We start from the raw sequence: 18,151 nt of genomic DNA on the forward strand, positions 1-18,151 counted from the left end.
CCAGATCGGGCGGCGCCATGACAGCACCCATTGCCGCGCCTCCGCGCGGCCGGTCCTGGCGCTTTGACGCCGGGTCTTCCCTCGTCGCTTACACGATCGCTCGCGGGCTCCCGATCGTGACGCTCCTCTGTCCAGACCGGGCGGCGCCATGACCGAACTGATCGGCTACGTTCTCAGCGGGCTCGTCACCGGTGCGGTGTTCGCGCTGCTGGCGTCCGGGCTGACGCTGTCGTACGCGGCGACCGGGGTGTTCAACTTCGCCCACGGCGCCGTCGGGTTCCTCACCGCGCTGGTGTTCTTCGAGCTGACCGCCGGGCTCGGCTGGCCGGTGTGGGCCGCCGGGCCGTTCACGATCGTCGTGTTCGCGCCGCTGCTGGGCTACCTGCTGCACCGGCTGATGTTCCGGGGCCTGGCGTCGGCGGGCGAGACCGCGCAGATCGTCGCGACCATCGGCCTGACGATCGCGCTGCCCGCCCTCGGGCTGTGGACCGTGGACGTGCTGGTGGAGACGGCCGGCGCGGACCTGCCGAAGGTCACCGAGGGCGCGGCGGCGCGCGGCCTCGGCCCCCGGCCGGTGGAGCACTGGAGCCCGCTGGGCGGGGTGACGCTCGACTCCGACCAGGTCACCACGTTCGCGCTGGCGCTGCTGGCGGCCGTCGCGCTGTGGGCGGTCATGCGGCACACCCCGCTCGGCCTGCGGATGCGCGCCACCGTCGACCGGCGGCGGCTGGCGACCATGCGCGGCGTGGACGCCGACGCCGCCTCCGCCCAGGCGTGGATGCTGTCGTCCACGCTGGCCGGGCTGGCGGGTGTGCTGGCGGTGCCGACGCTCGGGCTGGACTCCAACGCGTTCACGGTGCTGCTGTTCGCCTCGGCGACAGCGGCGGTGTTCGGGCGGCTCCAGTCGATCCCGGTCACGTTCGCCGCCGGGCTCGCGCTCGGCGTCGTGCAGAACCTGGTCGCCGGGTACGCCGACTTCGCCGAGAAGGTCACCGGGTTCCGCACGGCCGTCCCGGCGATCCTGCTGTTCGCCGGGCTGCTGGTGCTGGGCCGGTCGCGGGCGCGCGTCGCCGGGTCGATCGCCGAGGACGCGCCGCCGCCCGACTACCTGGCCGACCTGCCGCGCTGGCGGCGCGCCCTGCCGTGGACGCTGTCGGTGGCGGCGCTGCTGGCGTGGACGCTGACGGTCGGCGACGACTACTGGGTGGGGCTGGTCGCGCAGGGCCTGGTGCTCGCGCTGATCTTCTGCTCGTTCGTGGTGGTCACCGGCATCGGCGGCATGGTGAACCTGGCGCAGGCGTCGTTCGCGGCGCTGGCGGCGCTGACGGCGGGGCTGGCGTTCGGCGAGGGCCTGCCGTTCCCGGTCGCGGTCCTGCTCGGCGTGCTCGCGGCGGTCGCGGCGGGCGTGCTGGTCGCGCTGCCCGCGCTGCGGCTGGGCGGGCGCGTGCTGGCGCTGGCGACGCTCGCGCTGGCGCTGCTGGCCGACCAGGTGCTCTTCCAGATCGACGCGTTCTCCAACGGCACCGTCGGCTGGAAGCTGCCCGCCGTGTCGTTCGGGATCGGCGACACCAACGACCCGCGCGTGCGCGTGGTGCTGCTGCTGGTCCTGCTCGGCCTGGTCGGGCTGCTGATCCGCAACCTGGAACGGTCGGCCTCCGGCCGCGCCGTGCTCGCCGTCCGCTCCGCGCCCACCGCCGCCGCCGCGGTCGGCGTCTCGGCCGTCCGCGCCAAGATCACCCTGTTCGCGCTGGCGTCCGGGATCGCCGGGCTCGGCGGGGTGCTGCACGCCACGTTCAACGGCCAGATCACCGCCACCGACCTGCCCGCCCTCACCGGCTTCGTGTGGCTGGCCGTGGTGGTCCTGCAAGGGGTGCGGCGCGTCGGCGGCGCGGTCCTCGGCGGCCTGATCATGGCGCTGTTCCCCGAGGTGCTCGACAACGTCACCGACTCCCAGTACGTCGGCATGATCCTGTTCGGGCTCGGCGGGATGATCCTGGCCAGGCACCCCGACGGCGTGCTCGCCCAGTTCGCCGAGCAGCGCTACCGCCGCCGCAGGCGCCACGACCGCAGGGCCGAGGCGCGGGCCGTCGCCGCGGCGGCCGCGGCGCCCGAGCCCGCCCCGCACGGCGGGGACGCGGTGCTGCGGCTGGAGGGGATCGTCGCGGGCTACGGCGACGCGACCGTGCTGCGCGGCGTGGACCTGGCCGTGTCGGCGGGCAGCGTCGTCGCGCTGCTCGGCGCCAACGGCGCGGGCAAGTCCACCGCCTGCGCCGTCGCCGCCGGAACGCTCGCCCCCACCGCCGGGCGCGTCCTGCTCGACGGCCGGGACGTCACCTCCCGGCCCGCGCACCGCCGCGCCCGCGACGGCGTCTACCTGGCCCCCGAGGGGCGCGGCGTGTTCCCCGCGCTGACGGTGGAGGAGAACCTGACGCTCTGGCTGCCGTCGGCCGCCGACCGCGCGGAGGTCTACGCGCGCCTGCCGCGCCTGGCCGAACGCCGCGACGTCGCCGCCGGGGCGCTGTCGGGCGGCGAGCAGCAGATCCTCGCGCTCGCCCCCGCCCTGGTCCGCCCGCCGCGCGTGCTGATCGCCGACGAGCCGTCGCTGGGCCTCGCGCCGCTGGTGGTGGAGCAGGTCTTCGCGCTGTTCGGGGAGCTGCGGGACCGGGGCGTGGCACTGCTGATCGTGGAGGAGAAGGCCAGCGAGGCGCTGGCCCTGGCCGACACCGTCGCGTTCATGAGCCTGGGCCGGGTGTCCTGGGCCGGGCCGCGCGAACAGGTGGACCAGGACCGGCTGACCTCGGCGTACCTGGGGATCGGGGGAGCACGATGATCGAGGTCAGGGACGTCGGCGTCCGGTTCGGCGGCGTGCGCGCGCTGTCGGACGTCGGCCTCGCCGTTCCCCGGGGCCAGACCTGCGGGGTGATCGGCCCCAACGGCGCGGGCAAGACCACGCTGTTCGACGTGGTCACCGGCCTGCGCCGCCCCACCACCGGGACCGTCCTGCTCGACGGGCGGGACGTGACCGGCCTCAGCGCCGTGCGGCGGTCGCGGATGGGGCTGCGCCGCACCTTCCAGCGCCCGCAGGTGTTCGGGCGCCTGACCGTGCTCGACAACGTCCTCACCGCCCTGGAGTGGCGCGGCGGCGGGGGAGGGCTGGCCGCCGACCTGGTGGGCTGGCGCGGCCGCCGCCGCGTCGAGCGCGAACGCCGCGACCGCGCCCGCGCCGTCCTGGACCGCTGCGGCATCGTCGACCTGGCCGGCTCCTACGCCGCCGACCTGCCGATCGGCCGCCGCCGCATGGTGGAGCTGGCCCGCGCCCTCGCCGACGACCCGGCGGTGCTGCTGCTGGACGAGCCCACCTCCGGCCTGGACGAGGAGCAGGCCGCGCTGTTCGCCTCGGTCGTGGCGTCCCTGGACGCGACGGTCCTGCTGGTCGAGCACGACGTCGGGTTCGTGATGGCGGCGTGCGAACGCGTCGTCGTCCTCGACCTCGGCAAGGTCATCGCCGACGGGCCGCCCGACCGCGTCCGCGAGGATCCGGTCGTCCGCGCCGCCTATCTCGGCTGACCCCGGCCCTCCCGGACGGAGCCGGATACGGACATCGCCGCGAAGGGCTCGTTACGGCGCGCGACGCGTTCCATACTGGGAGCGGTTCCCCGGCGGGCGGGAGGAGGCGCGATGGACGGATCGTGGCGTCCGCACGGCGGCCTCCCGCCGGAGCCCAGCACCTTCGTCGGCCGCGAGCGGGAGCTGCGGCGGGTCCGCGACGCCCTCGCCGCCGCGCGGCTGGTCACCCTCACCGGGCCCGGCGGCGTCGGCAAGACCCGCGTCGCGCTGCGCGCCGCCCGCGACGCCGCCGCGGCGTTCCCCGACGGCGTCCGCCTGGTGGAGCTGTCGGGCCTGCGCGACCCCGGGCTGCTGGCCGACACCGTCGCCGCCTGCCTGGGGGTGCGCGACGGCCTGGCCCCCATCCCGGTCGACCTGCTCGCCGGCGGCCTGCGCGAGCGGCGGCTGCTGCTGGTGCTGGACACCTGCGAGCACCTGGTGGGGGCCGCGGCGGACCTGGCGCGCGCCCTGCTCGCCGGCTGCCCGGAGGTGCGCGTGCTGGCCACCAGCCGCCAGCCGCTCGACGTGCTCGGCGAACGCGTCCTTCCGGTGCCGCCGCTGGCCGTACCCGTCTCCGGACCCGCCGGCGACGACGCCCCGGCGGGAAGCGGCGACGCGGTCGCGCTGTTCGCCGCCCGCGCCGCCGAGGCCGTGCCCGGCTTCGCCGTCACCCGCGCCAACCGCGCCGACGTGGAGCTGCTGTGCCGCCGCCTGGACGGCATCCCGCTCGCCATCGAGCTGGCGGCGGTGCGGCTGCGGACCCTCAGCCTGGAGCAGCTGATGCGGCGGCTGGACCTGCTGTTCTGGACGCTGGGCGACGGACCCTCCGAGGAGGCCCGCCACCAGACGCTGCGCACCACCGTCGGCTGGAGCCACGAGCTGTGCGCACCGCACGAGCGGCTGCTGTGGGCGCGGCTGTCGGTGTTCGCGGGCGGGTTCGACCTGACGATGGCCGAGGACGTGTGCGCCGACGACCGCCTGGACCGCGTCAGCGTCGTCGCCCGGCTGGTCGGCCTGGTGGACAAGTCGATCGTGCAGCGGGCCGGTCCCGACCGGTACGTCATGCTCGACACGGTCCGCGAGTACGGCGCGGCGTGGCTGGAGCTGGTGGAGGACGTGCGGCCGCTGCGCCGCCGCCACCGCGACTGCGTGCTGCGCCTGGCCGAGGCCGCCGCCGGCCGCTGGCTGACCGGCGACTACCTGGACTGGGTGCGGCGGCTGGAGGCCGAGCGCGACAACGTGCGCGCCGCCCTGGACCACAGCCTGTCGGTGCCCGGCGAGCGCGCCACCGGCGTGCGCCTGCTCAACGCCCTGTGGCACGTGTGGATCGGCCGGTCCCGCTTCGCCGAGGGCCGCCACTGGATGGACCGCGCGCTGGCGGTCACCGGCGAGGCGACGCCCGGCCGCGTCGGGCTGCTGTGGCGCAACGCGGTCTTCCGCGTCTCCCAGGGCGACCGGGAGGCCGCGCACGCGCTGCTGGCCGAGGGCCTCAAGCTCGCCGAACGCGCCGGCGACCGCCCCGGGTACGCGCGGGTCCAGCGCACGCTGGGGATGGCGGCCACGTTCCTGGGCGACCGGGCCGGGGCCGAACGCGCCTTCGCCGAGGCGCTGCCGATCTTCGAGGCGGCCGGGCTCACCCGGGACCTGGTCGTCCACCGGTTGCTGCGCGCGTTCCTGCACATCCGCGACGGCGAGCCCGGCCCCGGGGCCGCCGAGTGCGCGGCCGGCCTGGCCCTGCTGGCCGACCAGCCCGGCGAGCCGTGGGCGCGCGGCTGGTTCTCCTACATGAACGCCCTGGCGCACTGGTTCGCGGGCGACGTCGAGTCCTGCGCCGCGCACCTGATGCCCGCGCTGGAGATGTTCCACCGGATGCGGGACCCGGTCGGCGTCACCCACTGCTTCGAGGTGCTGGGATGGGTGCTGGCGCGGCGGCGGCGCTACGCCGAGGGCGCGATCCTGCTCGGGGCGGCGTCCCGGTACCCGGCGCGGACCGGCGTCCCGCACCTGGGCGACCGGGCGCTGGCCGCCCAGCACCGGCGGCTGGAGGAGCAGGCCCGCGCGGCGCTGGGGGCCGAGGCGTTCGAACGCCACCACCGGCGCGGCCGGACGCTGACCCCGGAGGAGGCCGTGCGTTTCGCCCACCGCGGCGGGTTCGGCGCGGGTGACCGGTACCGGGCGTAACGCACCGACCGCGCCCGCGGCGTCACGCCCGGTGGACATAATCCCGGCGTGACCGATGACCTGCTGGAAGCCGAAGTGCGCGTCGCGCTGGCGCTGGGCGAGGACGACCACGACACCCTGGTGGCCGGGCTGGCGGGGGAGCACCCGGCCGCCGCGCGGGCCGTGGCGGCGGGCTTCGCGGCCTACCGGCGGGAACAGCGCGGCTGGGGCGACCGCATGACCGACACCGAACGGTTCCTGGCCGCCTGCCGCGACCTCGACGCCGCCGGGATCGCCGCGCGCGCCGACTACACCTGCTGCCGGGAGTGCGGCCTGCGGGGCGTCGCGGTGGAGGCGCAGGACGTGCGCGGCTACGTCTTCTGCCACCGGCGGGGCGTGCGGGCCGCCGCGCGCGGCGAGGGGCTGGCGCTGGTGTACGGCACGCTCGCCGGGGACCCGGCCGCGATCGCCGGGGAGGTGGCGGCGGCGCTGACCGGGCGCGGGCTGGCGGCCCCGGTGCCGCGCGACGGCGACCTGTGGCTGCCGCTGACCTGGCGGCGGCGCCGCTACGGGCGGCTGGACCGGTGGCCCGGCGCGCCGGAGGCGGAGCGCGGCCCGCTCACGGTGTCGTTCCACGACGAGGCGCGGGAACGTTCCGAGGAGGAGCAGCCGATGTCGTTCGCGGCGTGCCGGGGCGTGCTGTACGACCTGGTCCCGGTGCCGGGCAGCTTCCTGGTGTGCGCCGGGGCGTCGGGCGCGGTGGCGCAGGCGGTCTGGGAGCCGGGCCCGCGGCTGTGGATGGAGGCCCCCGACGGGGCCGCGCGCCGCTCCCACGGCCGCCACGTCACCCCCGACGAGGCGGTGTCGGTGATCCGCGCGCTGGCCGAGCGGGACCGCGTCACCCTCGGCGAGCTGGGCCCCCTGGAGGTCGTCCACTGGTGACCGGCACTGCTTAGAATCGGGTTCGGTCAACTGCGGGAGGGCACATGAGCGAGGCCGGGACGGCGGATCCGACGCGGCGCAACCGGATCCACGAGGTGTGGGACCGGCGGATCCTGGCCGAACGCACCCTGGCGGACGACCAGGTCGCCGCGCTCGCCGACCTCGCCGGCCGGGTCCGGGCGCTGACCGACGCGGTGGTGCACACCCGCGTTCCGGCCGACGAGATCGCCGCCGTGTCCGCCGAGGTCGCCGCGCTGACCGACCGGCTGTCGGCCGTCCGGGGCGAGGCGCCCCCGATCGGCTCCCACGACGGCACCGGCCGCGCGCTGGCCAGCCCGGTCAGCGGCCCCCTCAACCCGATCGCCCCGCCGGTGGACATCGAGCCGCTGCCCGGCGGCGGGGCCCGCGCGGCGTTCACGCTCGGCGGCGTGTACGAGGGGCCGCCGACGTTCGTGCACGGCGGCGTGTCGGCGATGATCCTCGACCAGCTGCTCGGCGTGGCGGCCGCCGCCAACGGCACCCCCGGCATGACCGCCACCCTCGACCTGCGCTACCGCCGCCCCACCCCCTACGGCGTCCGGCTGACCGCCGAGGCCCGCGTCGCGCGCGTCGAGGGCCGCAAGACCTGGGTGGACGCCTCGATCGCCGCCCCCGACGGGAGGACGACGGTGGAGGCGACGGCGATGTTCGTCATGCCCGCCCGCTGAACGCCCCGCCGGGGCGGAATGCCGGACTTGGACCTTTCATAGCAAGATCACGGGTAGGGTTCCGGCATGCCGACCGCCGCCCAAGCCGTCCTTGACAAGGTCCCCGAACCCGTCCGCCCGATTCTGGTGAAGAACCGGGTGCTGGTGAAGTTCGGGCTCACCGGCGGCCTGTGCTTCGTCGTGACGATGGCGATCAACTACGCGCTGAAGTTCACCGTGCTGGAACACAAGCCGGTCACCGCGTTCCTGATCGCCACCGCGTTCGCGACCGTGCTGTCCTACCTGATGCAGCGCCGCTGGGCGTTCCGGGTGAAGACCGAGCGGCGCCGGGGCGAGTTCTCGGTGTTCGTGCTGGTCAACGCGGTGTCGATGGGCATCAACGCCGTCCCGCTGTGGATCTCGCGCTACGTGCTGGGGCTGGAGCACCCGGCGGTGGGCCATCTGGTCCAGGAGTTGGCGGACTTCGTCAGCAGCATGCTGCTGGGCACGTTGCTGGCGATGCTGTTCCGCTGGTGGGCCTACCGGCGCTTCGTCTTCTCCGGCTGAGCGCACGACCTCACGAGGCGTGCCGGTGACCGGGGCCTCCCGGGGGATCGGGCGCCTCCCACCTGCGCCGGGCCCGGGGGTCAGAGCCAGGAGCGGGTGAGGCGCTGCGAGCCCGACGCCGTGGTGAACGTCGCCGCCCGCGCGGCGGTGGCGTCGCGGCGGGTGCGGTCCGACAGGAAGAACCAGTCCATCCGGGCCCGCTCGCGGCGCAGGTCGAGCACGCCGAAGCCGTGGGAGTCCAGTTCCGACCAGCGGACGTGCCGGTTGGTCGCGGACAGGACGGCCTCGGCGGCCAGCGAGACGGTGCGCGGCGGGACCTTCAGGAAGTCGTCGATGTTGTCGCTGGTCACCGACGGGACGACGAACTCGGTGGCGACCGACGGGACGCCGGGGTAGCGGGCGGCGTGCAGCGGGACGTCGTTGGCCCAGCTCGTGTGGATGTCGCCGGTCAGGAACACCGTGTTGGTGATCCTGTTGTCGTGCAGGTGGCCGAGCAGCTCCCGGCGGTCGGCGGTGTAGCCGTCCCACTGGTCGGCGTTCACGGCGATGCCGCCGGAGGGGATGCCCAGCAGCCGGGCCAGCGGGCCGAGCACGTCGGCGGCGACCGCGCCGATCGCGACCGGGCTGATCATCACGGAGTTGCCGACCAGCCGCCAGCGGGCGCGGCTCCCCGACAGCTCGTCCTTCAGCCACACCATCTGCGCGTCGCCGGTGATGGTGCGCGCCGGGTCGTCCACGGCGATCCCGGTGACCTGCTTGGACCGGTAGCTGCGCAGGTCGAGCAGGACCAGGTCGGCCAGCCGCCCGAACCGCAGCGCGCGGTAGATGCGCTCGTCCGGGCCGAACCGGACCGGCATCCACTCGGCGTAGGCGCGGTGCGCGGCGGCCCGGCGGGCGGCGTAGGGGCCCTCGGTCGCCGGGTCGTGGTTCTCCGCGCCGGTCGACCACTGGTCGTTGGCGACCTCGTGGTCGTCCCAGATGACCATCCACGGGCGGGCGGCGTGCAGCGCCTGGAGGTCGGGGTCGGTCTTGTAGAGCGCGTGCCGCCGCCGGTAGTCGGCGAGCGTCAGGATCTCGTGCGCGGGCGCGTGCTGGCGCACCACCCCGCCGTCGCCGGGGAACCCGCCGGTGCCGTACTCGTAGAGGTAGTCGCCCAGGTGGATGACGCCGAACAGGTCGTCGCGCGCCGCCAGGTGGCGGTAGGAGGCGAAGTAGCCGGCCTCCCAGTTCGAGCACGACACGACGCCGAACCTCAACGACGTCACGTCGGCGTCGGGGGCGGGCGCGGTGCGGGTGCGGCCGGCGGGGGAGGCGACGCCGTCCAGCACGAACCGGTAGTGGTAGGCGGTGCCCGGGGCGAGGCCGCGCACGTCCACCTTGACGGTGTGGTCGCGTTCGGGGCCCGTGGCCGACGACCCCGAGCGCACGATCCGGCGGAAGTCCGCGTCGGTGGCGACCTGCCAGGTCACCGAGGTGCGGGGGCCGTTGCCGGAGCCGGGGAGCGAGTCGGCGGTCGGTGTCACCCGCGTCCACAGGACGACCCCGTCGGGGAGCGGGTCGCCGGAGGCGACGCCGTGCCGGAAGAAGGGGGAGGGGGCGGCGTGCGCGACGCCGGGGAGGGCGGCGGCCGTCACCAGCCCCGCGCCGCCGATCTTCAGTGCGTCACGGCGATTCAGTTGGGTCACAAGCGCCGAAGGTAATTCACGTTCCGCGATTGACAACAGGTCCGGCCGCTAGAGGTCACGCACTGTTCACCGGCTTGACGGGCGGACCGGGAGGGTGTTCGCGGACGCCGGAGGCGTGCCGCCGGCGCCTCAGCGGGCGGGCCGGTCGGCCCCGTCATAGGCGCGGCGGGCCGCCTCCACGTTCGCCAGGTGGGCGTCGGACCACTCGGTCAGCACGGAGAAGACCGGGCCGAGGGTGCGTCCCAGATCGCTGATCTCGTACTCCACGCGGGGCGGGATCTCCGCGTGGTACGAGCGGATGACGAGGCCGTCGCGCTCCAGCTGCCGCAGCCGCTGGGTGAGCACCTTCGGCGTGATGCCGGACAGGCGCCGCTGGATCTCCACGAACCGCTGGCGGCCGTGCTCCTTGAGCACCCACAGGATCGGCGTCGTCCACCGGCTGAACACCACGTCCACCACCGGGCTGATCGGGCACGCCTCGACGGCCTCCACCGGCTCGCGCATCGCGCCGCCTCCCCTTCGGTTCCTGTTGGAGAGCCACTATCTTCTAGGAACTTAATATACGCAGGATGTTAGCTTCCCTTTCGTCAGGACCGCCCATCGAAAGGGAGACGACGGCATGACCGCGCTCACACTTCCCGTCCGCGCCGGGGAACGCCCCCGGACCGGCCCGTCGGTGCCCCACGTCCAGCTCAGCCAGAACAGCCCGGACGAGGTGCGGGAACGGCTCAAGCGGTGGATGACCGAGAACCTGCGCGAAGCCGTGATCCGCCCCAGCGAGATCTCCGAGCCGGGGGCGCTGGCCTTCTTCCTGGACGGCGCGGCGCCCCCGGCGGGCGCGGTGCTGCTGCCGCCGCGGCTGAACGCCGAGTTCGCGCACGTCCACGCCGACGGCAGCCTGCACATGGCCCTGTCCGAGGAGGACCAGCGCGAACTCGTCGACAAGGGCTGGGGCGAGCGCCATCCGCTGTACTCGCCCACCGTCAACGTGGTGATGCTCTACGGCCCCCGCACCGACGGGGAACTGCGGGTCGCCGAGGCCGTGATCGGCGCGTCGTACCGCTACGCCACCGGCCACGACCTCTAGGTGAACAGCTGCCCGCCGTTCACGTCGAGGGTCGCGCCCGTCGTCGCCCGCGCGTGGTCGGAGGCCAGGAAGACGACGGCGCGGGCGACGTCCTCCTCGGTCGCGATCCGGCGCAGCGCCATCGCCGCCACGTCCCGGGCGCGGACCTCCTCGAACGTCACCCCCTCCGCCGCCGCGCGGGCCCGCATCCAGTCGTCGAGGACGTCGCTGGCGATCCAGCCGGGCGCGACGCAGTTGACGCGGACGCCGGACGGGCCGAGCTCGTCGGCCAGGCAGTGGGACAGCAGGTGGACGGCGGCCTTCCCGGCGGCGTAGTCGGAGCGGCCCGCGTAGCCGGTGCGCGACGACATCGAGGTGATGTTGACGATGGAGCCGCCACCCGCCGCGACCATGTGCGGGGCGAGGTGGCGGCAGCACAGCAGCGTCCCGTAGGCGGCGACCTCGACGGCCCCGCGCCACCGCTCCAGGCAGGCGTCGTCCATGTCGAGGACGTTCCTGCGGTGCGTGCCGGGGAACGCCGCGTTGACCAGCACGTCCACCCGGCCGAAGCGGCCGATCACCGCGTCGGCGAGGCGCCGCACCTGGGCGGGGTCGGCCACGTCGGTGGGCACGGCCAGCGCCGCGCGGCCCTCCGTCCCCACCTCGGCGGCGATCCGCTCCAGCGTCTCCGCGCCGCGCGCCGCCACCGCCACGTCCGCGCCCTCGCGCGCCATCAGCACGGCGAGGGTGCGGCCGAGCCCGGGACCCGCACCGGTGATCACCGCGACCTTGCCCTGGAGCATCATGCGCACTACCGTACCAAGCGGCCGCTAGGTTGGTTTCGTTCGGAGGGCGCGTGGACCCCACCTGCACCGACCCCGCCTGCACTGTCGCCACCGACGTCGGCGGCACGTTCACCGACGTGGTCCTGATCGACGGCACCGGGCGCGTCACCGTCGCCAAGACCCTCACCACCCCCGGCGACCCGACCGAGGGGCTGCTGCGCGGCGTCCGGGAGGTCCTCGCGGAGGCGCGCGTCGCGCCGGGGGACGTCGGCCGGTTCACGCACGCCACCACGCTGGCCACCAACGTGATCCTGGAGCGCACCGGCGTGCCCGTCGCGTTCGTGACCACCGAGGGCTTCACCTCGATGCTGGAGCTCGGGCGGCGGGCGCGCGTGGAGGAGGAGCGCTACGACCTCGCCTACGCGCAGCCCGAGCCGCCGGTGCCGCCGTCGCATACCTTCGGCGTCCCCGAGCGGATCTCCGCCGGCGGCGAGGTGCTGCGGCCCCTCGACGAGGAGGCCGCCGCCCGGACCGCCGACGCGATCGCCGCGCTCGGCGTCGCGGCCGTCGCGATCTGCCTGCTGCACTCCTACGCCAACCCCGTCCACGAGGAACGCCTCGCCGCGCTCCTGCGGGCCCGGCTCCCGGACGGCGTCCCCGTCGTCGCGTCCTCGGCGGTCTGGCCCGAGATGGGGGAGTACGAACGCGCCACCACCACCCTGATGTCCGCCTACGTCGGCCCCGTCATGGCCTCCTACCTGGAGCGCCTCGGCGGGCGCCTGCGCGGCCTCGGGATCACCGCGCCCGTCCACGTCATGGAGTCGGCGGGCGGGGTGCTGCCCGCCGCGCTGGCCGCCGCCCGCGCCGTCTACACCATCGAGTCCGGCCCGGCCGCCGGGGTGATCGCGGCGGCCCGGCTGGGGGCGCGGCGCGGGCTGGCCGACCTGATCTCCTTCGACATGGGCGGCACCACCGCCAAGGCGGGCCTGGTGCGCGGCGGGCGCCCCGGCATCACCCACGAGTTCCAGGTGGGCGGCAAGGGCAGCTTCGGCGGGCGGCGGCCCGGCACCGGCGTCCCCATCAAGGTGCCCGCGATCGACCTGGCCGAGGTCGGGTCCGGCGGCGGGTCGATCGCGTGGGTGGACGCCGGGACGCTGCGCGTGGGACCGCGCTCGGCCGGCGCCGACCCCGGACCGGCCTGCTACGGGCGCGGCGGCGCGCTCCCCACCGTCACCGACGCCGACCTCGTCCTCGGCTACCTGGACCCCGGCGGGTTCGGGGGGTTCCGGCTGTCGCCGGAGCGGGCGCGCGAGGCGATCCGCGCGCACGTCGCCGAACCGCTGGGCGTGGACGTCGTGCGGGCCGCCGCCGCCGTCCACGACATCGCCGACGCGCAGATGGGCGCGGCCGTCCACGTCGTCACCGTGCGGCGCGGCATCGACCCGCGCGGCTTCACCCTCGTCGCGCTCGGCGGGGCCGCCCCCACCCACGCCGTGCGCCTGGCCGAGCGCTTCGGGATCGGCCGGGTGCTCGTCCCGCCGCACGCCGGGGTCGGATCGGCGGTCGGGCTGCTGCACGCCGACCTGGCGATCGAACGCGCCCGCACGTTCCTGGCGCCGGTGTCGTCGCTGGTGTCCTGCTCGGCCGGCCGCGAGAACCTGGGCGCGCTGGCCGAGGCGTTCGCCGGGCTGGAACGCGCCGCGCTCGCCGACCTCGCCGCCGACCCGGCGGACGTGGAGGTCACGCGGTCGGTGGGGATGCGGTTCGTCGGGCAGTCGCACGCGTTCACCGTGGACCTGCCCGCCGGGCCGGTCACGCCGGGGACGGTGCGGCACGCCGCCGAGGAGTTCTACAAGCGGTACCACGAGACCTACGGCATCGACCTGCGCGACCCCGCCGAGGTCACCACGGCGCGGGTGCGGGCGGTGCTGCCGTCGGGCTCCCGCGACCTGCCGCGCGCCGAACCGGGGCCCGGCACGGCCGGTGCGCGGCGGGTGTGGCTGGACGGGGCGTTCCACGAGGTGCCGGTGCGGTCCCGCGCGGGCCTGGCGCCGGGGGAGACCGTCACCGGGCCGTGCGTCGTCACCGAACCCCAGTGCTCCCTGCTGGTGCCGCCCGGCTGGCGCGGCGCCCCCGACGACACCGGCGCGCTGCTGCTGGAGGCGGCGCGAGGGGAGGGCCCATGGCCGACGCGCTGACCGCCGAGATCCTCCGCAACGCCCTGCGCGTGGCCGCCGAGGAGGCCAGCATCGTGGTGGTGCGGTCGGCGTACTCGACGTTCATCGTGGAGGGCGCCGACGCCGCCGCCGCGATCCTGGACGCGCGCGGGCGCCTGGTCGCGCACTCGCTGTCCACGGCGCTGATCCAGTGCGCGAGCCTGCGCAGCGCGCTGCCGTTCGTGCGGAGGGCGTACCCGGAGATGCGGCCGGGCGACGTGTTCGTGCTGAACGACGTCTACCAGGGCGGCATCCACGCCAACGACCTGCTCGTCTTCCGGCCCGTCTTCGTCGGCGGCGAACCCGCCTACTTCACCGGGACGCTCATCCACGTCGCGGACCTGTCGGGCCTGTCGGCGGGCGGCATGGCCTCCGACGCCACCGACGTCTACCTGGAGGGGCTCCAGCTCCCGCCGGTCCGGATCGCCACCGCCGACGGGCCGGTGGACGACCTGGTCCGCGTGCTGGCCGCCAACAGCCGCACGCCCGGCAAGCTGGTCGGCGACCTGCGCGCGCTGATCGCCGGGGCGAACGTCGCCGCCCGCCGCCTGGAGGAGATCATCGCCGGGTCCACGCCGTCCGGGCTGGCCGCCGGGATCGAGGACTACCTCGCCGACACCGAACGCCGCATGCGCGAGGGCCTGGCCGCCATCCCCGCCGGAACGCACCGCGGCGAGTACGCCCTCGACGACGGCCACACCGTGCGCGTCGCGGTCGTCTCCGACGGGGCCGGGGCGCTCACCGTGGACTTCGACGGCACCGACGAGCAGGTCCCGCTGCCCGTCAACGCGGGCTTCTCCCAGACCCACGGCGGCGTGATGTACGCGGTCCGCTGCTTCGTCGACCCGGCGCTGCCGATGAACGAGGGCTGCTTCGCGCCGGTCGAGGTGCGGACGCCGCGCGGGACGCTCGTGCACTGCACGCCGCCGTTCCCGGGCGGGGGCCGGTTCGGGACGGTCGCCGCCGCCGAGGAGGCGATCCTGTCGGCGATCACCGGGGCGCTGGAGCACGGCGGCGTGGCGGCGTCGGGGATCCTCCAGGCGTTCAGCCTCAGCGGGGCGCGGCGGCCGTGGCTGCACATGTCGTTCGACCTCGGCGGGTCGGGCGCGCGCGAGGACCACGACGGCGCGGACGCGACCGGCGCGCTGTTCGGCGGCGGCCGCAACATCATCCCGCAGGCCGAGCCGATCGAGGCGCGGCTGCCGGTCCGCGTCGAGGAGGTCTCGCTGATCCCCGGCTCCGGCGGCGAGGGCCGCCACCGGGGCGGCCGCGGCACCCGCACGGTGATCCTGATGCTGGAGGACGCCCGCGTCGACACGCGCGGCGACCGGCTGCTGTGCCCCCCGCCGGGCGCGGCGGGCGGCGGCCCGGGACGCGCGGGCGGCTACTACCGCCGCCGCGCCGACGGGACCCTGGAACCCCTCGGCACCAAGGCGACCCGCCAGCCCCTCGCCGCCGGGGAGGCCCTGGTCGTGGAGACGTCCGGAGGCGGCGGCTACGGGAGGCCGCAGTGAAGTTCGGAGTGCCCCTCGGCCTGGTCCACCCGGCCGCCTGGCGGGAACTGGCCGTCACCGCCGACCGCCTGGGCTTCGAGTCGGTGTGGCTGGCCGAGCACCTGGTGTTCGCCACCGACCTGTCCACGGCCCGCTACCCCGGCACCGACAAGCCCGGCATCCGTCCCGGGACGCCGCTGTTCGACGCGCCCGCCTACCTGTGCGCCCTCGCCGCCGTCACCGAACGGGTCCGCCTCGGCACCGCCGTGTACCTGTACGGGCTGCGGCACCCGTTCGTGGCGGCCCGCGCGTTCGCGACCCTCGACCAGGTCTCCGGCGGCCGGGCGATCGTCGGCGTCGGCGCGGGCTGGTACGAGGGCGAGTGGATCGCCGCCGGGGTCGACTTCGCGACCCGCGGCCCCCGCCTGGACGAGGCGATCGGCGTCTCCCGCCGCCTGTGGACCGAACCGGCCGTCGAGCACCACGGCGAGTTCTTCGACTTTCCCGAGGTGGCCTTCGAGCCCAAGCCCGTCCAGCCCCGGCTGCCGGTCCTGGTCGGCGGGGAGTCGAAGGCGGCGCTGCGGCGCGCGGCGACGCTGGGCGACGGCTGGATCAGCATGCCGCACACCCTGGAGTCGGTCCGCCCCCGGCTGGAGCTGCTGCATTCCTACCGGGTGGAGGCGGACCGCGAGTACCGTCCGTTCGAGATAACGGTCCACGCCTACTCACTTTCCGGCCCAGAAGAAATTGCGGAATGGGAGCGGCTCGGCGTGCACCGCCTCATCGTCCGCCCCTGGGAGCGCAGCCGCGAGGCCGCCGACCGGCTGGCCGACTTCGCGCGAACTTTCGTCCTATCCTGATCTTTCCAGGGCGAGATGCGACAATTGACGACGCCTGCGACGTCCCATGGCATACGGTGCCGACATGGCGAGTGTTCTGGTGGTGGAGGACGACGCGAACGTCCGCACCGCCCTGATCCGGGAGCTGAGCGCGCGCTCCCACGTGGTGCGCAGCGTCGGTACCGCGATGGACGCCCTGCGCGAGGTCACCCAGGACCCCCCCGACGCGGTCGTGCTCGACCTCGGCCTGCCCGACCTGGACGGCGGCGAGATGCTGAAGATGCTGCGCGGCGTCTCCGACGTCCCCGTCATCATCGCCACCGCCCGCGACGACGAACCCGAGATCGTCCGGCTGCTCAACGCCGGGGCCGACGACTACCTCATCAAGCCGTTCTCGGCCGAGCACCTCAGCGCCCGCCTGTCGGCCGTGCTGCGCCGCGCGTCGCGGTCCGGCCCCACCGCCGAACTGCGCGTCGGCGGCCTGCACATCGACCTCGACCGCCGCACCGCCGGGCTCGACGGCAAGCCCCTGGAGCTGACCCGCCGCGAGTTCGACCTGCTGGCCTACCTGGCCGCCCGCCCCGGCCACGTCGTCCCCCGGCGCGAGCTGCTCGCCGAGGTGTGGCGGCAGGCCTACGGCGACGACCAGACGATCGACGTCCACCTGTCCTGGCTGCGCCGCAAGCTGGGCGAGACCGCGGCCAAGCCCCGCTACCTGCACACCGTCCGCGGCGTGGGGGTACGGCTGGCCGACCCGCACGCATGAGGCGCACCCTGGTCCTGGTCTCCCTGGCGGTCACCTCGATGGTGGCGCTGGCGTTCCTGATCCCCCTGGCGCTGACGGTCCGCGAGATCGCCCGCGACCGGGCGGTGTCGGCCGCCGAACGCCAGGCGGGCGCCCTGGGCCCCGTCCTGGTGGTCACCGACGACCCGGCCGCCCTGGAGAGGGCCATCGCCGCCACCCAGGCCGGCGCCCAGCGCCGCATGGCGGTCCACCTGCCCGACGGCGAGGTGGTGCCGCCCCCGCCCAACGGCTCGCGCGCCGTGCCGGGCCAGCTCGACGACGCCGTCCAGCGGGGCCGCTCCATCACCGCGCGGGTCCGGGGAGGCTTCGCCCTCCTGCAACCGGTGGCCCTGGAGGGCGGCCGCAACGCCGTGGTGGAGGTCCACCTGCCCGCCGCCGACCTGACCCGGGGCGTCTGGAAGGCCTGGCTGGTGATGACGGCGGTGGCCGCGGCCCTGGTGGCGGGCTCGGTGGCGGTGGCCGACCGGCTGGGCGCCCGCATGATCCGCTCGACCCGCCGCCTGGCCGAGGCGGCGACCTCGTTCGGCGACGGCGACCTGAGCGCCCGCATCGAACCCGACGGCCCCCCCGAGCTGGTGGAGGCCGCCATGGCCTTCAACGGGATGGCCGACCACGTGGTCCAGTTGCTGGCGGCCGAACGGGAGATGGCCGCCGACCTGTCCCACCGCCTGCGCACCCCCCTGGCGTCCCTGCGCCTGAACGCCGAGGCCCTCGGCGGCGGCCCGGTGGCGGACCAGACCCGGGAGGCGGTGGACCGCCTGGAGCAGGAGGTGGACCAGATCATCCGCACGGTGCGCCGCCCCACCGGCCGGGGGAGCTGCGACGCCGCCAAGGTCCTGCGCGACCGCGTGTCGTTCTGGTCGGTGCTGGCCGAGGACGAGGGCCGCGGCTGCGAGCTCATCGGGGCGGACCGGCCCGCCCCCCTGCCGCTGCCCGCCACGGAACTGGCGGCGGCGGTGGACGCCCTGCTGGGCAACGTCTTCCGCCACACGGCCGAGGGGACCGACTTCGCGGTCACCCTCCACCAGGGCCAGGGCGTCACGGGGATCCTCGTGGCGGACGCGGGCCCCGGCATCGACGACCCGAGGGCGGCCCTGCAACGGGGCCGCAGCGGAGGCGGCTCGACGGGCCTGGGCCTGGACATCGCCCGCCGGGCCGCGGAGTCGACCGGTGGCCACCTGCGGATCCACCGCTCGGTGCTGGGCGGGGCCCAGATCCAGATGTGGTTCCGGACCAAGTGGCTGCCCCCGACCCGCCGCCGCCCCCGCCGCCTGGTCCGCCGCCGCCACTCCAGGACGTGA

The 18,151-nt window shown here is 75.6% G+C and carries 15 protein-coding genes; 12 read left to right on the plus strand and 3 right to left on the minus strand.

The annotated features are described in order from the left end of the window. Window positions 1-148: 148 nt before the first annotated feature. The 6 genes from HNR61_RS05345 to HNR61_RS05370 all read left to right on the plus strand — a co-directional run bounded on the left by HNR61_RS05345 (window position 149) and on the right by HNR61_RS05370 (window position 7,961). Window positions 149-2,830, plus strand: a complete 2,682-nt coding sequence (locus HNR61_RS05345; RefSeq protein ID WP_182841893.1) for an ABC transporter permease subunit — start codon at window positions 149-151, stop codon at window positions 2,828-2,830. Beyond that, a complete protein-coding gene (locus tag HNR61_RS05350; RefSeq protein WP_182841894.1) occupies window positions 2,827-3,567 on the plus strand; it encodes an ABC transporter ATP-binding protein in 741 nt (246 codons plus the stop codon). Before HNR61_RS05345 ends, HNR61_RS05350 begins: the two co-directional genes overlap by 4 nt. A 111-nt stretch (window positions 3,568-3,678) precedes the next feature. After that, complete coding sequence (locus HNR61_RS05355; RefSeq protein WP_182841895.1) at window positions 3,679-5,787, plus strand: ATP-binding protein; 2,109 nt, start codon at window positions 3,679-3,681, stop codon at window positions 5,785-5,787. A 48-nt stretch (window positions 5,788-5,835) separates the two neighbouring features. Then, complete coding sequence (locus HNR61_RS05360) at window positions 5,836-6,708, plus strand: DUF6891 domain-containing protein (RefSeq protein ID WP_182841896.1); 873 nt, start codon at window positions 5,836-5,838, stop codon at window positions 6,706-6,708. Between the two features lie 44 nt (window positions 6,709-6,752). Next, entirely contained in the window at window positions 6,753-7,415 is a 663-nt protein-coding gene (locus HNR61_RS05365) for a PaaI family thioesterase (RefSeq protein WP_182841897.1), read from the plus strand. A 66-nt stretch (window positions 7,416-7,481) separates the two neighbouring features. Continuing rightward, window positions 7,482-7,961, plus strand: a complete 480-nt coding sequence (locus tag HNR61_RS05370) for a GtrA family protein (RefSeq protein ID WP_067829640.1) — start codon at window positions 7,482-7,484, stop codon at window positions 7,959-7,961. 80 nt (window positions 7,962-8,041) lie between these two features. On the opposite strand, the gene HNR61_RS05375 is transcribed toward HNR61_RS05370, so the two are convergent. Together HNR61_RS05375 and HNR61_RS05380 are read right to left on the minus strand one after the other, a co-directional pair. Next, window positions 8,042-9,646 (minus strand): alkaline phosphatase D family protein, encoded by a 1,605-nt coding sequence (locus HNR61_RS05375; RefSeq protein WP_182841898.1) that lies wholly within the window; start codon window positions 9,644-9,646, stop codon window positions 8,042-8,044. 129 nt (window positions 9,647-9,775) lie between these two features. After that, the gene (locus HNR61_RS05380; RefSeq protein ID WP_182841899.1) at window positions 9,776-10,150 is read right to left on the minus strand and encodes a winged helix-turn-helix transcriptional regulator; all 375 of its coding nucleotides are present in this window, start codon (window positions 10,148-10,150) and stop codon (window positions 9,776-9,778) included. Window positions 10,151-10,265: 115 nt separating this feature from the next. Here HNR61_RS05380 and HNR61_RS05385 point away from each other — a divergent pair, with 115 nt between their 5' ends. Further along, window positions 10,266-10,733, plus strand: a complete 468-nt coding sequence (locus tag HNR61_RS05385) for a luciferase domain-containing protein (protein WP_182841900.1) — start codon at window positions 10,266-10,268, stop codon at window positions 10,731-10,733. Here the strand turns inward: HNR61_RS05385 and HNR61_RS05390 are convergent. Beyond that, the gene (locus tag HNR61_RS05390; protein ID WP_182841901.1) at window positions 10,730-11,518 is read right to left on the minus strand and encodes an SDR family oxidoreductase; all 789 of its coding nucleotides are present in this window, start codon (window positions 11,516-11,518) and stop codon (window positions 10,730-10,732) included. The two genes, HNR61_RS05385 and HNR61_RS05390, sit on opposite strands and share 4 nt — an antisense overlap. A gap of 50 nt (window positions 11,519-11,568) precedes the next feature. Between HNR61_RS05390 and HNR61_RS05395 the strand changes: the two genes are divergently transcribed. From HNR61_RS05395 to HNR61_RS05415, 5 genes are all read left to right on the plus strand, one after another. Then, window positions 11,569-13,695, plus strand: a complete 2,127-nt coding sequence (locus tag HNR61_RS05395) for a hydantoinase/oxoprolinase family protein (protein ID WP_182841902.1) — start codon at window positions 11,569-11,571, stop codon at window positions 13,693-13,695. Then, window positions 13,680-15,227: a hydantoinase B/oxoprolinase family protein gene (locus tag HNR61_RS05400; protein ID WP_182841903.1), complete on the plus strand. Its 1,548-nt coding sequence runs from the start codon at window positions 13,680-13,682 to the stop codon at window positions 15,225-15,227. The genes HNR61_RS05395 and HNR61_RS05400 overlap by 16 nt, the downstream gene beginning before the upstream one ends. Then, on the plus strand, window positions 15,224-16,066 hold the full coding sequence (locus HNR61_RS05405; RefSeq protein WP_182841904.1) for a TIGR03619 family F420-dependent LLM class oxidoreductase: 843 nt from the start codon (window positions 15,224-15,226) through the stop codon (window positions 16,064-16,066). The genes HNR61_RS05400 and HNR61_RS05405 overlap by 4 nt, the downstream gene beginning before the upstream one ends. A gap of 64 nt (window positions 16,067-16,130) precedes the next feature. Continuing rightward, entirely contained in the window at window positions 16,131-16,811 is a 681-nt protein-coding gene (locus HNR61_RS05410) for a response regulator transcription factor (RefSeq protein ID WP_182841905.1), read from the plus strand. Next, window positions 16,808-18,151: an ATP-binding protein gene (locus HNR61_RS05415; RefSeq protein ID WP_182841906.1), complete on the plus strand. Its 1,344-nt coding sequence runs from the start codon at window positions 16,808-16,810 to the stop codon at window positions 18,149-18,151. The genes HNR61_RS05410 and HNR61_RS05415 overlap by 4 nt, the downstream gene beginning before the upstream one ends.

It is taken from the genome of Actinomadura kijaniata (assembly GCF_014138665.1).
Lineage (GTDB): Bacteria > Actinomycetota > Actinomycetes > Streptosporangiales > Streptosporangiaceae > Spirillospora > Spirillospora kijaniata.

Excerpts from the sequence above, each read along its gene's own strand:
- HNR61_RS05380 (WP_182841899.1), bottom strand. The coding sequence starts at position 10,150 with ATGCGCGAGCCGGTGGAGGCCGTCGAGGCGTGCCCGATCAGCCCGGTG.
- HNR61_RS05415 (WP_182841906.1), top strand. The coding sequence starts at position 16,808 with ATGAGGCGCACCCTGGTCCTGGTCTCCCTGGCGGTCACCTCGATGGTG.
- HNR61_RS05355 (WP_182841895.1), top strand. The coding sequence starts at position 3,679 with ATGGACGGATCGTGGCGTCCGCACGGCGGCCTCCCGCCGGAGCCCAGC.
- HNR61_RS05400 (WP_182841903.1), top strand. The coding sequence starts at position 13,680 with ATGGCCGACGCGCTGACCGCCGAGATCCTCCGCAACGCCCTGCGCGTG.
- HNR61_RS05385 (WP_182841900.1), top strand. The coding sequence starts at position 10,266 with ATGACCGCGCTCACACTTCCCGTCCGCGCCGGGGAACGCCCCCGGACC.
- HNR61_RS05350 (WP_182841894.1), top strand. The coding sequence starts at position 2,827 with ATGATCGAGGTCAGGGACGTCGGCGTCCGGTTCGGCGGCGTGCGCGCG.
- HNR61_RS05390 (WP_182841901.1), bottom strand. The coding sequence starts at position 11,518 with ATGATGCTCCAGGGCAAGGTCGCGGTGATCACCGGTGCGGGTCCCGGG.
- HNR61_RS05410 (WP_182841905.1), top strand. The coding sequence starts at position 16,131 with ATGGCGAGTGTTCTGGTGGTGGAGGACGACGCGAACGTCCGCACCGCC.
- HNR61_RS05365 (WP_182841897.1), top strand. The coding sequence starts at position 6,753 with ATGAGCGAGGCCGGGACGGCGGATCCGACGCGGCGCAACCGGATCCAC.
- HNR61_RS05345 (WP_182841893.1), top strand. The coding sequence starts at position 149 with ATGACCGAACTGATCGGCTACGTTCTCAGCGGGCTCGTCACCGGTGCG.
- HNR61_RS05370 (WP_067829640.1), top strand. The coding sequence starts at position 7,482 with ATGCCGACCGCCGCCCAAGCCGTCCTTGACAAGGTCCCCGAACCCGTC.